Here is a 15,779-nt window from a genome sequence, read left to right on the forward strand (position 1 = left end):
AAGCCCTTACTGAGTTTGGACATTAAAGCTCAGCAGGGCTATGATTATGATGTCATTATCATCGGCGGCGGTGTTTCAGATGTGACTCTAGCCTGCAACTTGGCCGCAGCCGGCAAAAAGACAGCGCTCATTGAGGCTAGAGATTGGGGAGGGACAACTGTCAATCGCGGCTCTACCCCTAAGAAGGCTCTTTTAGCACTAGCTGAATTGCACCATCAGGAGAGCTTTCTGCATAGAGGTCTGGAGACAGTCTCTCCCATCACATGGGAAGATGCTCTGCTGACGCGGGATTGGCTGGTTTCAGATGAGTCAGCCAGAGCGAAGGAGAGAGCTATCAAAGCAGGTGTAGAGACTTATGAAGCCTATGCTTTCTTTGAAGATGCTCACCATCTAAAGGTAAACGGTCAGGTGCTGAGCACTGCAACTATTGTTTTAGCGACGGGCTCTGTGCCTCGAAAGATTGACATAGAAGGGGCTTCTTACATTGATAGCAGCGCTAATCTTATGCGGCTCCATCAGCAGCCCAAGGTAATTGCCTTGATTGGTGCCGGTGTGATTGCCATGTCGCTGATTTCAAGCTTTACTGAGCTGGGAACAAAAGTCCATGTCATTCAGCACAATGATCGTGTTCTGGGTAATTTTGACTCAGAACTTGTAGATATTCTGGTCAATCGTTTGAAAAGTCGCGGTGCAGAATTTCATATGGAAGCAGAAGCAGAGCGTATTGAAAGAAGTGCTTCAGGCTATCAGGTGACCTTGACGAATGGGGAAATAGTTATTGTTGACGGTATTTATGATGTTGCCGGTCGAATTGCCAATATCGGCGGTCTCCAATTGGAAAAAGCCGGCATAGAATATACCGAGCGCGGAATCTCTGTTGATGATCATCTGACAACATCTCAGCCTCACATTTTTGCTATGGGAGATTGCTGTGATGCACCGGTACCTAAGCTGAATTCCTATGCGGATTTTCAGGCTAAATATCTGAGTCAGCTCTTAAATGATGAATCAAAAGAAGCTATCCAGTATCCGACAGCACCGGCGGCAACTGTCTACAGTATTCCCAAAATCGGTCAGGTTGGTGTCAGTGTTAATCAAGCACGGCAGCATCCGCAGGACTATGACGTGACACAGCTAAACATGTCTAATTGGCAGAATTATAAACGCGTTCACGATGATTTGGCTGTCATCAAACTAGTTGCGTCCAAATCAGATCAGCATGTTGCAGGAGCAGAAATCGTCAGTGACACGGCAGATATTCTAGTCAATTATCTAGCTATTTTGCTCAATCGCAGAGTGAGTTTTCAGGAGTTGCAGGATATCATCTTTGCTTATCCGTCACTGGCGACAGATTTATATGGTTTGTGGAAATAATATGCAGGATTCGAAACTAAAAGAACTAGAAGACGAAGTCAGTCGTTTTGGAACACATCAAATAAAAGGCATTGCTTATTTTCTTACTCTGCTTGGCGGAGCTATTGATGCGGTTTCCTATATGGGTTTTGATCACACCCTGCCGGCTGCTCAGACAGGAAATCTTCTTCTTTTAATGGTGGATATCACGCGCCTGGATGTACAAGGGATTGCCATAAAAATGACTACTCTGCTGAGCTTCATAGCGGGCTTGGTGGTCAGTCGCTGTGCTTACCACTATTATAGGAGTATCTATTGGCGTATTTATATCTTAGTGGGGTTATCGGCTGCTTGTCTCTTTACTTTCCTATCTTTTGACCATCTTCCAAGTGGCCTTGCTATTGCACCTTTGTCCTTTACATTGGCAATGACGACAGGGGCTTTTAATAAGGTTGAAAATGAACTTTATAACAACTCGTTCACCACAGGGAATATCAAAAAAGCCATTATTGCTTGGTGTGAATTCCTTTTTAAAGGACAGGCAGAGCAGAAGGAGCGAGCTGTCATTTTTACTTGCCTGGTTCTGTCCTTTGTCATAGGGGCATTTACAGCGGCCTTATTTTATTTCTTATTTGGGATGGCTGCCTTATTAGTTATACTATGCGAAATTATCATTTTTACAGTTTGCTACTTCTTGCTGATCAGATTTTCACAGAAATCCTAATGAAAATCCCTGAGTTTAAATTCAAACTCAGGGATTTTTCTATAATGTAATCATATGTGGATGGGCTGGCTTTGCTGTCATGATTAGCCAAAGTCTCAATGCCGTTTGGCTTAGCAGTGTTCCAGTCTCTTCATTAAAAATGATAATGGCTAAGTGCTATTACTCAATCAAAAGTAAACCTTCTTTTATTTCAAAAGGATTTTTTTCGTTGATGCGGTCAAAAAACATAATACCGTTGGTATGATCAATTTCATGCTGGACAACGATTGATTGATATCCTTTCAGTTTGAGCTTCTTTTTGTCGCTGTTCTTGTCATAGTATTCAATAGTGACACGGGAATGGCGGATAACATAGCCTTCAACCACGCGATCAACAGATAAACACCCTTCACCGTCAGCTAAGGCAGCATCTTGGATAGAATGGGCAATGATTCGAGGGTTGTACATAACTTCTTTCAAGGCATAGGCTTCTTTAGGCGGATTGCCGTCTTTATCTTCTGGATTAGGAATGAGAACAGCAATGATGCGTTTTGAAATATCTAATTGTGGAGCAGCGAGACCGACACCGCCGCGCAGCTCCATTTTTTCAGCGGTCACGGGATCTTGTGAATTTTTCAAGAATTGCAGCATTTTTTCGCCCAAAATAATATCATCTTCACTTAAAGGGAAGGTGACATCTTGAGCGACAGCGCGTAGGGTAGGATGACCTTCGCGAATAATATCATTCATATCAATTAAATGACTGGCTTTAGTAATAGTTTTAATAGCAGACATTTTTTTCTCCTTGTTTTTACAATAAGATAAATATAGCACAAAACGGGGCATAAATAAAGTTAGAGGAATTAGCCTTATTCTTTAATTTGCCAGCGTTTAAGTTGTTTTAGATTATTAATATGATAATAAGGCTTTTGCTTACCAATGACACCAAGAGCCATAAATTCCTGAATAACACGCAGCAGATGGCGATAGCTAACACCAAAAGAGTCAGCCAAGCTGCTTAATTCTAATCGGAAAATCCCATCTTTTTGAATAGCTAGAATATGGCTAGCTAAACGTTCTTTGACTGTATAAGAGAGATTGGTTGAGGCCTTAATATTTTGTTGGTAGAGCGCATAAGCTAAGCCCTGTCCTAATTTAAGAAGAAAAAGAGGATCTTTTAAAAGTAATTCTTTATTGCTTTTTAGCGGTAACTGAACAACCCAAGACTTTTCAAGAGCCACTACTGAAGAAACGATCCCTTGATTTGTTAGCAGTTCAATATCTCCGATAATGGTAGGTTTTTCCTGAATATTAAGAATATGTTCTTTGCCATTAAACAGCCGCCGGACAATCTTGATTTTACCCTTGACAAAATAAGAAAGAGCCTGTAATTCTTCTCCCTGCTGACAAATGGCTTGGCCAGCTGAAAAAGAAATCATTTGCAGTTTATCAAAATAATGGGCAGGAAAAATCTTTTCTAACTGATACTTTTGAATCCATTCTTTTTTTGGGGTCACAAGTTTCCTCTTCGTCATTTATGACATATGTCATATTTTTCTTTGTTAAATTTGATTATACTCTCTTTATCAGAAAAAACAAGTTTTGTATTTAAGGAGTTGTTATGAAAGCGTTCATGGAGAAATTTAGTCTCTTATCATTATCGTTAATGCTGGTGTCCACTTTTGCCGTTTCACCGGCACTTCCTAAGATGCTTTCTTTTTATCAAACACGCGGTTACAGTAATGCTCAGGTTGAATTGCTGCTTTCTTTATCTTCTTTTGCTATATTAACGGTCTTACTGCTGAATCCTTGGCTCAATCGATGGCTATCGGAACGCTGGTCTATTGTTTTAGGCTTGCTTCTGCTTTCTATAGGCGGTATTTTACCCGTTTTTCTGCAGTTTTATCCTTTAGTTTTCCTGTCGCGTTTACTTTTAGGCTTTGGGATAGGTCTTATTAATGCGCGAGCAATTAGTATGATCAGCGAACGTTTTTCAGGTCAAACCAGAGTTCAAATGTTAGGATTAAGAGGTTCGGCAGAAGTTCTAGGATCAGCTCTTTTAACCTTTTTAGCAGGGCAGTGGCTGAATGTTTCCTGGTCTTTTGCTTTTTTAATTTATGGTTTTGGCTTTCTCATTTTATTATGCTACCTCTTATTTGTGCCAGCAGCTAAAAGAAAAAGAGAACATTCCCAAAAGCAGCTGTATTCAACCGCTTCTAGGAAGCGTCTGACCTTCCGTCAGCTTTTTTATATTTTTGGTTTGGCTCTCTATGCTGGTTTTGTTATTTTGGTTAATTCTGCTAATACCCTACGGATTCCTCTTGTTGTGGAGAGGCTACATTTGGGAACAGCCAGTCAAGCCAGTTTCATTTTAAGTCTGATGATGTTGATGGGCATTTTGGCCGGCATACTTTTTAGTTTTTGCTAGCTTTATTTAAAGATTACTTAATGTCGCTAGTTGTATTCGTTTTGGGTTTGGGTATGCTGATACTTTGGCAGGCCAATCATTTATGGTTTTTAGGCCTTGGAGCCTTGGTGACCGGTTTTGTATACAGTTTGGGTGTCACCTTGGTCTTCCATTTGCTTTCAGAGCATATGCCTAGGAAACAGTTGACAACGGCGACAACCTTGATTTTGATTGGCTGTAATTTAGGCGGCGGCTGTGCTTCTTTTGCCTTGCAGCTGTTTGCACGTATTAATTCAGATGTAAAAGCAGCCTTTCTTATTTTTGCTGTTTTGAGTTTGATACTTGGCATTTTATTGCTGATAAGAGTTCTTAAAACAAATAGAAAACTCAGAAAATAATCTGAGTTTTTATTTTTCAATGATTCATTAGCCATTACACAATCAAGATTTTCAAGAGGGTAAAAATTTGGGAAAAAATTCACAAAAAGACTTGCATTTTTTATGAAAAGGATTACAATGACAAGTGAAGAAAATCACAAGAGCATCTTTCTTCTTAAACTATTTACCAACTATCATTTTTAGGAGGAATTGTTGAATGGCAAAAGAAACAAAAACAGAAGCACTCACTGCTGAAGAAGCAGCTAAGCAGTATACTAATAGCTTAGTTGAAAAAGCGTTAAAGGCTGAAAAAGTTTATGCAACTTATACACAAGAACAGGTAGATAAAATTGTTGCAGCTATGGCGCTTGCTGGTTCTGAGGCGTCTTTGCAGTTAGCTAAAGAAGCTCACGAAGAAACAGGCCGTGGAGTTATCGAAGATAAAGATACTAAAAACCACTTTGCGACAGAATATGTGTATGAACGTATTAAAAATGAAAAAACAGTTGGCATCATTGGTGAAGACAAAGTTGCTGGCAGTATCGAAATTGCAGCACCACTTGGTGTCTTGGCGGGTATCGTACCAACAACTAACCCAACATCAACGACTATGTTTAAAATCTTAGTTGCATTGAAAACACGCAATGCAATTGTCTTTGCTTTCCACCCAGCGGCTCAAAAATGTTCTGCTCATGCCGCTCAAATCTTGTATGATGCAGCGGTTAAAGCCGGCGCTCCTGAAAATATTGTTCAATGGATTGAAACACCATCCATCGCAAATACGGGAGCCTTGATTTCCAACAAAGGTATTGCTTCAATCCTTGCAACTGGCGGACCTGGTATGGTTAATGCAGCCCTTAAATCTGGTAACCCATCAATGGGTGTTGGTGCAGGTAATGGTGCTGTTTATGTAGATGCAACTGCTAATCTTGAACGTGCAGTTGAAGACCTTCTTCTTTCTAAACGTTTTGACAATGGCATGATTTGTGCGACTGAAAACTCGGCAGTTGTGGAAGCACCGATTTATAAAGAATGGCTTGCCAAAATGCAGGAAAAAGGTGCTTATCTTGTTCCTAAAAAAGATTACAAGAAATTTGAAGATTTTGTCTTCAATGAAAACCACGGTGTTAACGGACCGGTTGCTGGCATGTCGGCAAAATGGATCTGTGAACAAGCCGGTGTGACATTGCCAGAAGGAAAAGATGTTCTCTTGTTTGAACTGGATAAGAAAAAAATTGGTGAGAAATTATCTTCAGAAAAACTCTCTCCGCTTCTTTCTGTTTATAAAGCCAAAGATCGCAAAGATGGTATTGATATTGTAGCTGCCCTTCTTGATTATCAAGGTGCTGGTCATAACTGTGCTATCCAAATTGGTTCACAAGCTGACCCATTTGTCGCTGAATATGGAGATGCCCTCAATTCATCTCGTGTTTTGGTTAACCAACCAGACTCAGTCGGCGGTATCGGTGACGTTTATACAGACGCATTGCAAGCCAGCTTAACTCTTGGAACAGGATCATGGGGGAAAAATTCATTGTCACACAACTTATCTACTGGCGACCTCTTGAATGTGAAAACTGTTGCGAAACGTCGTAACCGTCCTCAATGGGTTCGTTTACCAGAAAAAACTTACTACGAAAAAAATGCTATTTCATACTTGCAGGATGAAACTGAAACAATGACGCGTGCTATCATCGTTGCCGATCCAGGTATGCTTCAATTTGGTTTTGTTGACACTGTCCTTGCTCAACTGTCCCTTCGGGATGAAAAAGCGGCAACTTCAATTTATGGTACTATCAAACCAGACCCAACACTTGGTCAGACTATTGAAATTGCTAGACAAATGCGTGACTCCAAACCGGATACCGTTATTGCAGTTGGTGGCGGTTCTGCCCTTGATGCAGCCAAAATTGCGCGTTATATCTATGAATATTCATTGGATCAAGAAGCAGATTTCCTTGATAGTTATGAAAAAGTCAGCGAGCTCTTCCTTGAATTGCAGCAAAAATTCATTGATATTCGTAAACGGATTGTTCGCTTCAAACATCAGACAGTGACTCGTCTCTTCTGTATCCCAACAACATCTGGTACAGGTTCAGAAGTGACACCTTATGCCGTTATTACTGATGATTTTACACACGTGAAATACCCATTAACTGATTATGAATTGACACCACAAGTTGCTATTGTTGATCCAGAATTTGTCATGACAGTGCCTAAACGCACAGTAGCTCTTTCAGGACTTGATACTTTATCACATGCTCTTGAATCTTACGTATCTGTTATGGCATCTGATTTCACACGTCCATGGTCTATGGAAGCTATCAGATTGGTTATTGAAAACTTGGAAGATTCTTATAACTTTGATCCTAAGAATCCAACACTTCGTGGGGAACAAGCGCGTGAAAACATGCATTATGCAGCAACCTTAGCAGGTATGGCCTTCTCAAATGCCTTCCTTGGAATTAACCACTCACTCGCCCACAAGACTGGCGGTGAATTTGGACTTCCTCATGGTCTTGCTATCTCAATTGCTATGCAGCATGTTATTCGCTACAATGGCGTTGCAGGAAATGTGAAACGTTCTGTTTACCCGCGTTATGAAGAATACCGTGCCCAACGTGATTATGCGGATATTGCTCGCGCTCTTGGTCTTAAAGGGAAAGATGACGCAGAATTGGTTGAAGCACTTTGTGCACGTATTGATCGATTAATGCATGCCGTAGATGTTGAGCCTAAGTTATCTGCTAATGGAGTTACTAAGAAGGCTTTTGATGCAGCTGTTGATAGATTGGCAAGCTTGGCTTATGATGATCAATGTACACCAGCTAATCCACGTCAGCCTTACATTGAAGAGATGAAGCAACTCTTGATTGATCAGTTCTAAGTTGATTAGAAGAACAAAAGTTGAGAGTGGGATAAAAATCGGTAAATCGCAATGAAATTGAAATAACGGTTTACCGATTTTGTCATTTCGCCTCTGTAAAGTGGATTAGATTTTGAAAAAATGCACGGAACTAGAAATGAGGTTAGAATAGACAAACAAATCTCAAAAGAAGGGATTATCTTCAATTTGGTAGTAGAGCTGCTATATATACTTTTTCATGTATATGTCGTGTAAGCTAAATAAATCAGTTGACGTTGCTTGGCTATTTTGCTAAAATAAAAACTGTCGTAGAGACAAGAAACTTTTTCTTGGTTCTAGGATTCGCCAAAACCTAGAACTCAGATTAAGGATAAAAAGGAGAACTATTATGGCAATCTCAAAAGAGAAAAAAAATGAAATTATTAAACAATACGCGCGTCATGACGGTGATACAGGTTCAGTAGAGGTACAGGTTGCTGTCCTTACTTGGGAGATTAATCATCTCAATGAACATATTAAACAGCATAAAAAGACCATGCAACTTATCGTGGATTGATGAAAAAGATTGGCCATCGCCGTAATCTTTTAGCTTACCTTCGCCGTACAGACGTTAATCGTTATCGTGATCTTATCAGCTCACTTGGACTTCGTCGTTAGTCGTTAATTGAAGTGAGCAAGCGGCTTACAATCTTAAGCGTAGCTTGATTAAATAAAAAGCTGTCCATTAGGATGGCTTTTTTAGCTGTAGTAGGTCAACATATAGTTATAGGATAGCAAAAGAAAATTTTAGGAATAAAGCACATTTTAAATCCTTTACAAATGCTATTGTAGTTATTATTGTGACAATTTTGGTGTTGGAATCATCAAAGCCCGCTGGTTTTATCGTGTGGGCTTAAAATGGCTTTTTGATGTTGTCATAGGACTAATACGTTTAAGTGAAGCTAGGGACTTGTCGCAAAATGATAAATGGTTGGCAGAAAATATCATGGTGTCTAGCGCTTTTGATTGCTATACTGTTAACATCAAATAAAAAATTAAGAAAGAAGAACAAAAATGTCAAACAAAAAAGTTATCTTAGTCACAGGCGCTTCATCCGGTATGGGGAAACTCTCAGCACAAGATCTTATCAAAGCAGGTCACACAGTCTACGCAGTTGCACGTAGCGTGGATAAGATGAAAGACTTGGAAGCAATGGGTGGTCACATTATGAAGATGGACGTAACAAGCGAAGAAGACATCGAAAAAGTCGTGGCACAAGTCATTGCAGAACAAGGTCGTATCGATGTTCTCTGGAACAACGCAGGCTACGGTCTTTACGGTCCGGTTGAAGACTTGTCAATGGAAAAAGTCCAACAACAAATGGAAGTCAATGTCTACGGTGTGGCTCGCCTGACCAAGAAAGTCTTACCTTATATGCGTGCACAAAAAAAGGGGCTTATCATCAACACGTCATCTATGGGTGGGAAAATTTACACCCCACTTGGAGCGTGGTACCACGCCTCTAAACATGCTATTGAAGGATTTAGCGACTGCCTCCGTATGGAAGTCAAAGAATTTGGTATCAAGGTTGTCATCCTTGAACCAGGTGTGATCAATACAGGATTTAACGCAGGAGTCAGCCAAAACTTCTCATACGAATCTAAAAACGGAGCCTACAAACGTTTGGTTAATGGCTACATCAAGGCTATGGAAAATAACCCAACACCAGGTTCAAGCCCAGAAGTTATTTCCCGTACGGTTCTCAAAATCATCAATGCACGTAACCCTAAAACCCGCTACCTTGTCGGTCGCGGCGGTAAACTCTTGGTTGGAATCCGTCGTGTCTTTGGCGATAAATTCTTTGACCGTATGATGCTCATGTCAATGCGTTAATCGAAAAAGGAGAAAACTCATGCGCCTCACTCTCAGTCAACACTATATTGAAAATCTAAGTGCAATCGGTCTAGATTTTAAGTCTATCTTGACCCTAGCCCAACTTCCAGATACGACTTGGAAGGAAGAGCTGACGCTATCAACTCTGGACTACTATCATTTGCTGACAGCTTTTGATAAGGTTGCGAACGACGAGCAAATTCTAGCCATGAGTCGGATCAAGGACATCCAGATGTTCATGCCCCCTTTCTTTGCAGCCTTGTCCTCCAAAAACGGCCTGGCAGCTATTGAACATTTTGCGAAGTTTAAGAAAATCACAGGCCCTATCGTGGTGACAATGGAAGTTTTTGATGACCTTGTGCGTGTCAGCTATCGCTATGACTATCCAGGCCTCGAGCTTCCTCGCTTTGCGGTACTCAATGAACAACTCTTGCTCCTTGACCTGATCCGCACAGGTACGGGGGAGAAAGTCATTCCTGTCCATGTGGGGACTTCCTTTACCTACGAAGAGGTGAGTTTGGAAAACTTTGGCTGCCGTGTGGAGCAAATGGAGGGCAATGAAATCGTCTTTAAAAAATCCGACCTTGATAAACCTTTCCTGACCGCAAACAACGTCATGCTGGATTATCTCGAGCCCCAGCTTAAGGAGCGGCTGGCGGAAGCCATGACGGGCGAAAGTTTCACAGGTCTTGTCCAGCAAAAGCTCTATCAAACTATTCCTAGTGGAGAGTTTGGGATTGAAGATATTGCGGCTTTACTTGGGATTAGCAGCCGAACCTTGCAGCGCAATCTCACAGCCGAAGGTACCAAGTTTAATCAAGAACTACAGAATGTCCAAAAAATTCTAGCCTTTAGCTATTTCAAGAATCCAGAAATCACAACGGAAGAGGTCAGTTATTTGCTAGGGTATTCGGAAGTCTCTTCTTTCTCTCGGGCCTTTAAGAAATGGACAGGGAAAACTATTTCACAATATCGACAGAGTATTTAAGTTTAATTGTAAGGTATAAAGCAAGATATCAATGATTCGACACTCATTTATAAACGTTAAAATAGATAATAAAGCTCTTGTTAGGTATCTAATCCTAGTAAGGGCTTTATAGTTGATAAGCTTAATAATAAAGCATTGATTGTGGTGAGGCTCCACATATCGCTGGATGCCTGCCTCTATTCCTTAGAAATTGAGATTTTCTGGTAACTTTAGCTTTTCTCTGTCTTTTTCTTTTGAACATTTGTCAATGATGTGAGACCAAAAAAGATAAAACCTGACTAGCTTTTTGCTATCCTATCAGGAGCTAGCTCCTGATAGGACTTTTCGCATGTCGATAGGAGATTTCCAGCCCAGAGTCTGCATGGGTAGTCTGTTTGAAGTGTAGAGGTAGCGTTTCATCTGTTTGATGAGGTCGTCATAAGAATAAAATTGTAAGTGCTGGTAGAATCGTCTATTGTCGTTTCTGTGGCTTCGTTCAACCTTACCGTTGTGTCTGGGAGTTCTAGGTCGGATGAGTTTGTGTTCAATGCTTAGTTCACGACAGAGAATATCCAGAGGGTGAACGTGTTTATTTTCCTTGAAATGGGTAAACTCGAAGCCATTGTCCGTTTGTATGATTTTCGGCTTGTAGCCAAAGTGTCGGATGGCCATTTTGACAAATTGGATGGTGGAATGAGAAGATTGTTCCTTGAAAGGGAAGATGAAGCGTTCTCGACTGGCCTCGTCAATGATGGTGTATTGGTAGAATTTATCAGGCATTGCCCCAGTATAGCAGTCTTTTGGCACGTATTTGACAGCCATCTGCCACTTGATACCGAGTTTTGTTGGTGTATCGTAAGGCTTTGGAATATAGGGTTTGGTCTTTGCTTTAGCAGGTTTGAAGAAGTCTAGTTTTCTCAAGATCCGAAAGAGTGAGCAGGGATGCCTGTCATAGCCCTTATTTAATTTGAGCTTGTAGAAGATTTCAATGAGAGTGGCATGGGGGTTTCTTCGAATACAGTTTTTTATCCAGGCTATTTCTTGTTCTGTATGAGCCTTGGGATGGGGTGTCAGAGGTCTGTGAGATTTGTCTTGAAGAGAGGCTTTGGTTCCGTCAAATCGTTTGTTCCACCTCATAAGGGAAGCTTTAGAGACCTTATAGCGTCGGCAGATGAAAGCAACAGAAGCGCCACCACGATAGGTTTTGACAGCATGGTAGCGAGTATCAAGGGTGTGTGGCAAATAACGAAGGGGTTGTGGTATACTAGTCATGAGAAGATTCCTTTTTGATGAGTGGGTGGTACTCTTATCATATCAAGGTTTCTTCTTTTTTGGGAGCTAGGTCTCACATCTATTGTAAGGCTACATTAGCTTTTCTCTGTCTTTTCTTTTCCCTAAAAATATGTTAAAATAAACGAGATACGTGGTTTTGTGCAAAGTTAAGGAAGTAAGATAGAGGCTATGCTGTCGTCAGTTATCGGCTGGGATTGTTGAACCTTTACCTAGCAATGTTGCTGATGAGAAAAGCAATGGAACATGGTGTTATATTTTTGATATATTGACGTTAGAGTGATAAGGCTTGTTTCTTAAACTTTGTGGAAAACACGTAGATTAATTTTTCAGGAGAAACTCATGTCAAAACAAGTGTTTGAAACAATTTTTGCTGGTAAAAAGCTGGCTGTAGAAATCGGTCAGGTTGCCAAACAAGCCAATGGTGCTGCTTTAGTCCGTTATGGGGATTCAACGGTCTTGAGTGCTGCAGTTATGTCTAAGAAAATGTCCACAGGCGATTTCTTCCCACTTCAAATTAATTATGAAGAAAAAAGGTACGCAGCTGGGAAATTCCCCGGTGGTTTTAACAAGCGTGAAGGCCGTCCATCAACCGATGCCACTTTAACGGCTCGCTTAATTGATCGTCCGATTCGTCCCATGTTTGCGGAAGGTTTTCGCAATGAAGTCCAAGTCATTAATACGGTTCTGTCTTATGATGCCGATGCGAGTGCTCCTATGGCTGCTATGTTTGGCAGTTCACTGGCACTTTCGATTTCAGATATTCCTTTTAATGGCCCGATTGCTGGGGTACAAGTTGCTTACCTTGATGGTCAATATGTCATTAATCCTACAGTCGAACAAAAGAAAGCTTCGCTTTTAGAATTGACTGTCGCTGGAACCAAGGAAGCCATCAACATGGTTGAGTCTGGTGCTAAGGAATTGTCAGAAGATATTATGCTTGAAGCCCTTCTCAAGGGACATGAGGCGGTACGTGAATTAATTGCTTTCCAAGAGGAAATTATAGCAGCTGTTGGTAAAGAAAAAAGCTGACGTTGAATTGTTGCATGTGGATGCTGATTTGCAGGCTGAAATTGTTGGAAAATACAATGCGGACCTTCAAAAGGCTGTTCAAATTGAGGAAAAGAAAACCCGCGAAACTGCAACAGAAGCCGTCCAAGAGCACGTGATCGCTGAATACGAAGAGCGCTATGCTGAACACGAGGAACATGATCGCATCATGCGCGACGTAGCTGAAATCCTTGAACAGATGGAACATGCAGAGGTCCGCCGTCTTATCACAGAAGACAAGGTTCGTCCTGACGGCCGTCGTGTTGATGAAATCCGTCCGCTTGATGCAGAGATTGATTTCTTGCCAAAAGTACATGGTTCAGGTCTCTTTACTCGTGGACAAACCCAGGCCTTATCAGTGCTAACATTGGCTCCAATGGGAGATACCCAAATTGTGGACGGGCTTGATGAAGAATATAAAAAACGCTTCATGCATCATTATAATTTTCCGCAATATTCGGTTGGAGAAACAGGACGGTATGGAGCGCCAGGACGCCGAGAAATCGGTCATGGTGCTCTTGGTGAACGTGCTTTGGCCCAAGTTCTACCAAGTTTGGAAACATTTCCTTATGCTATTCGTTTAGTAGCTGAAGTGTTAGAATCAAACGGTTCCTCATCACAGGCTTCAATTTGTGCGGGAACGCTCGCTCTTATGGCTGGTGGTGTACCTATCAAAGCACCAGTTGCAGGTATTGCTATGGGACTTATCTCAGACGGCACTAACTATACCGTTTTGACCGATATCCAAGGACTAGAAGATCACTTTGGCGATATGGACTTTAAAGTTGCAGGTACCCGTGAAGGTATCACAGCTTTGCAAATGGATATTAAGATTGAGGGTATTACGCCACAGATTTTAGAAGAAGCTCTTGCCCAAGCTAAAAAAGCACGTTTTGAAATTCTTGATGTGATTGAAGAAGCCATTCCTGCACCACGTCTAGAATTAGCACCGACAGCACCTAAAATTGACACAATTAAAGTTGATGTAGATAAAATCAAGATTGTCATTGGCAAGGGCGGTGAAACCATTGATAAGATTATTGAAGAAACTGGCGTTAAAATTGATATTGATGAAGACGGTAATATTGCTATCTACTCTAGTGATCAAGAGGCGATTAATCGTACTAAGGAAATTATTGCAGGTTTGGTACGTGAAGCTAAGGTTGGTGAAGTTTATGAGGCTGAAGTTGTCCGTATTGAGAAATTCGGTGCTTTTGTGAATCTTTTTGATAAGACAGATGCACTCGTTCATATCTCTGAGATAGCTTGGACCCGCACGAATAAAGTAGAAGATGTTTTGGCTGTTGGGGATAAGGTTACGGTCAAAGTTGTTAAAGTAGATGATAAGGGCCGTATTGATGCTTCTATGAAAGCTTTATTACCACGTCCGCCAAGATCTGAAAAGTCAACTAAGGACCATCAATCTGTCAGTCATCATGGTTCTCCTAAAGACAATAAAGGTAAAGAAGAATATGATAAATAAATTTAATAAAGAACTTGATATGGCACTTAGAAGTTTTATCAAGGAGCCTGATAATTTTTTAAATAGTTTGACGCTTGTTAATAGTCTTCATTCTTTCCCTGTCTTGGCTAGTGATCAGCCTTATGCCATTGCTCTTGATGGTCAAAAAGTGACGCCAGTCTTTACAGATGCGGAGGATTTGAAACTTTTTAAAGCACAGCAAACGAGTGCCAGAAAGCAAAATTGGGTAGAGCGTCCTAGTCTGGATGTTTTAGAAGAAGTTATCGTCAATCGCTTGAATGGGATAGTCTATAATATTAAACGAACAGGTGATTTTGGAAATTCCACGATTTTCAAAAGTAATGAATTGGTGCAGTTTATCAATAATTACACTGTTATTCTTAATACTGTTTTTAATGAGGCCAATCAAGAAGCCGATATCTTAGATAAATATTATCTGGTACCAGCTTTCATTCATCCTAAAGATAATGATGATTTTGATAAGGGCTTTCCTACTATGTCAAATTCAGATGGAGAAAGCTATGTTCCTATCTTTTCGAATTTGCCAAGTTTTGTCAAATGGTATCATGATAAAGAATTTGGTCTTCCTTTCAGAGAAGCACAAGGTGTTATTATGACTTGGAAAATCGCCGATATTCAAGAATCAGAAACGAAAGCCTCAACGCTAGGAGTAGTTATTAATCCTTTTGATGACAAGCAAATTGTTGTTGAATGGTCGGGCATGGAATAAAGGAGATATTATGGGTTGGTGGAAAGAAACCATTGATATTGTCAAAGAAAAAGATCCCGCAGCACGGACAGCGCTGGAGGTTCTTTTGACCTACCCAGGTGTTAAGGCTTTAGCTGCTCATTGCTTATCTCATTTTTTGTGGACACATCATTGTAAATTGTTGGCTCGGATGCATAGTCAGTTTTGGCGCTTTTGGACACAAATTGAGATTCATCCCGGTGCTGAAATTGCAGAAGGTGTCTTTATTGATCACGGATCAGGTTTAGTTATTGGTGAGACTGCCGTCGTAGAAAAAGGAGCCATGCTTTATCATGGTGTGACACTTGGTGGTACGGGTAAAGAGACTGGGAAACGGCATCCAACGATTCGTCAAGGGGCTCTTATTTCTGCACATTCACAAGTTATTGGTCCGGTTGAGGTTGGCTCGGGTGCTAAGGTGGGTGCAGGTGCAGTTGTTGTTTCGGATGTTCCAGCAGACGTCACTGTGGTTGGTGTTCCAGCCAAGGTTGTCCGTGTTCATGGTCAAAAAGATGAAACAGCTATCCATGAAATCGAAGAAAGCCGTGAATATTACCTCAAAAAACTAGAAGAAGCTAAGGAAGCTAGTTTTCACTCGTCAGGGCTGTGATAGTCTTACTTGGCTGGTTGTACTTTTTACCAAAGAAAAAAGACTCCTAAAAA

10 protein-coding genes and 3 pseudogenes are annotated in these 15,779 nt (G+C 40.9%); 10 read left to right on the forward strand and 3 right to left on the reverse strand.

Translation table 11 applies throughout. The features are described 5' to 3' along the window. Window positions 1–15 precede the first annotated feature (15 nt). Window positions 16–1,374: a dihydrolipoyl dehydrogenase family protein gene (locus SRT_RS00795; RefSeq protein WP_161940003.1), complete on the forward strand. Its 1,359-nt coding sequence runs from the start codon at window positions 16–18 to the stop codon at window positions 1,372–1,374. Next, window positions 1,358–2,077 carry a YoaK family protein gene (locus SRT_RS00800; RefSeq protein ID WP_161940004.1) on the forward strand — a complete coding sequence of 240 codons (720 nt, stop codon included), beginning with the start codon at window positions 1,358–1,360 and terminating at the stop codon, window positions 2,075–2,077. The genes SRT_RS00795 and SRT_RS00800 overlap by 17 nt, the downstream gene beginning before the upstream one ends. 159 nt (window positions 2,078–2,236) lie before the next feature. Here the strand turns inward: SRT_RS00800 and def are convergent, their stop codons facing one another. Continuing rightward, window positions 2,237–2,851, reverse strand: a complete 615-nt coding sequence (gene def / locus SRT_RS00805) for a peptide deformylase (protein WP_128832715.1) — start codon at window positions 2,849–2,851, stop codon at window positions 2,237–2,239. Between the two features lie 74 nt (window positions 2,852–2,925). After that, the gene (locus SRT_RS00810) at window positions 2,926–3,573 is read right to left on the reverse strand and encodes a cyclic nucleotide-binding domain-containing protein (RefSeq protein WP_128832716.1); all 648 of its coding nucleotides are present in this window, start codon (window positions 3,571–3,573) and stop codon (window positions 2,926–2,928) included. Window positions 3,574–3,677: 104 nt separating this feature from the next. Between SRT_RS00810 and SRT_RS00815 the strand changes: the two are divergent. From SRT_RS00815 to SRT_RS00835, 5 genes and pseudogenes are all read left to right on the forward strand, one after another. Beyond that, window positions 3,678–4,861, forward strand: a pseudogene (locus SRT_RS00815) (MFS transporter). 196 nt (window positions 4,862–5,057) lie between these two features. Next, window positions 5,058–7,727: a bifunctional acetaldehyde-CoA/alcohol dehydrogenase gene (gene adhE, locus SRT_RS00820; RefSeq protein ID WP_128832717.1), complete on the forward strand. Its 2,670-nt coding sequence runs from the start codon at window positions 5,058–5,060 to the stop codon at window positions 7,725–7,727. 367 nt (window positions 7,728–8,094) lie between these two features. Further along, window positions 8,095–8,363: pseudogene (gene rpsO, locus SRT_RS00825) on the forward strand (30S ribosomal protein S15). A 396-nt stretch (window positions 8,364–8,759) separates the two neighbouring features. After that, the gene (locus SRT_RS00830; protein WP_128832718.1) at window positions 8,760–9,578 is read left to right on the forward strand and encodes an oxidoreductase; all 819 of its coding nucleotides are present in this window, start codon (window positions 8,760–8,762) and stop codon (window positions 9,576–9,578) included. A gap of 19 nt (window positions 9,579–9,597) precedes the next feature. Next, window positions 9,598–10,566 carry a helix-turn-helix domain-containing protein gene (locus tag SRT_RS00835; RefSeq protein ID WP_128832719.1) on the forward strand — a complete coding sequence of 323 codons (969 nt, stop codon included), beginning with the start codon at window positions 9,598–9,600 and terminating at the stop codon, window positions 10,564–10,566. A gap of 297 nt (window positions 10,567–10,863) precedes the next feature. On the opposite strand, the gene SRT_RS00840 is transcribed toward SRT_RS00835, so the two are convergent. After that, window positions 10,864–11,817 (reverse strand): DDE-type integrase/transposase/recombinase, encoded by a 954-nt coding sequence (locus tag SRT_RS00840; protein WP_128832720.1) that lies wholly within the window; start codon window positions 11,815–11,817, stop codon window positions 10,864–10,866. 360 nt (window positions 11,818–12,177) lie between these two features. On the opposite strand from SRT_RS00840, the pseudogene pnp reads away from it, so the two are divergent. The 3 genes and pseudogenes from pnp (at window position 12,178) to cysE (ending at window position 15,726) form a co-directional block, all read left to right on the forward strand. Next, window positions 12,178–14,368, forward strand: a pseudogene (pnp, locus tag SRT_RS00845) (polyribonucleotide nucleotidyltransferase). After that, complete coding sequence (locus SRT_RS00850) at window positions 14,358–15,098, forward strand: SseB family protein (RefSeq protein ID WP_128832721.1); 741 nt, start codon at window positions 14,358–14,360, stop codon at window positions 15,096–15,098. The pseudogene pnp and the gene SRT_RS00850 overlap by 11 nt, the downstream one beginning before the upstream one ends. A 10-nt stretch (window positions 15,099–15,108) precedes the next feature. Beyond that, the gene (cysE, locus tag SRT_RS00855) at window positions 15,109–15,726 is read left to right on the forward strand and encodes a serine O-acetyltransferase (protein ID WP_128832722.1); all 618 of its coding nucleotides are present in this window, start codon (window positions 15,109–15,111) and stop codon (window positions 15,724–15,726) included. Window positions 15,727–15,779: the final 53 nt, after the last annotated feature.

It is taken from the genome of Streptococcus troglodytae (assembly GCF_002355215.1).
Lineage (GTDB): Bacteria > Bacillota > Bacilli > Lactobacillales > Streptococcaceae > Streptococcus > Streptococcus troglodytae.

What these genes read in the sequence shown, in the direction of transcription:
- def (WP_128832715.1), bottom strand. Translation starts at nt 2,851, where the DNA reads ATGTCTGCTATTAAAACTATTACTAAAGCCAGTCATTTAATTGATATG.
- SRT_RS00830 (WP_128832718.1), top strand. Translation starts at nt 8,760, where the DNA reads ATGTCAAACAAAAAAGTTATCTTAGTCACAGGCGCTTCATCCGGTATG.
- SRT_RS00840 (WP_128832720.1), bottom strand. Translation starts at nt 11,817, where the DNA reads ATGACTAGTATACCACAACCCCTTCGTTATTTGCCACACACCCTTGAT.
- cysE (WP_128832722.1), top strand. Translation starts at nt 15,109, where the DNA reads ATGGGTTGGTGGAAAGAAACCATTGATATTGTCAAAGAAAAAGATCCC.
- SRT_RS00850 (WP_128832721.1), top strand. Translation starts at nt 14,358, where the DNA reads ATGATAAATAAATTTAATAAAGAACTTGATATGGCACTTAGAAGTTTT.
- SRT_RS00835 (WP_128832719.1), top strand. Translation starts at nt 9,598, where the DNA reads ATGCGCCTCACTCTCAGTCAACACTATATTGAAAATCTAAGTGCAATC.
- SRT_RS00800 (WP_161940004.1), top strand. Translation starts at nt 1,358, where the DNA reads ATGGTTTGTGGAAATAATATGCAGGATTCGAAACTAAAAGAACTAGAA.
- adhE (WP_128832717.1), top strand. Translation starts at nt 5,058, where the DNA reads ATGGCAAAAGAAACAAAAACAGAAGCACTCACTGCTGAAGAAGCAGCT.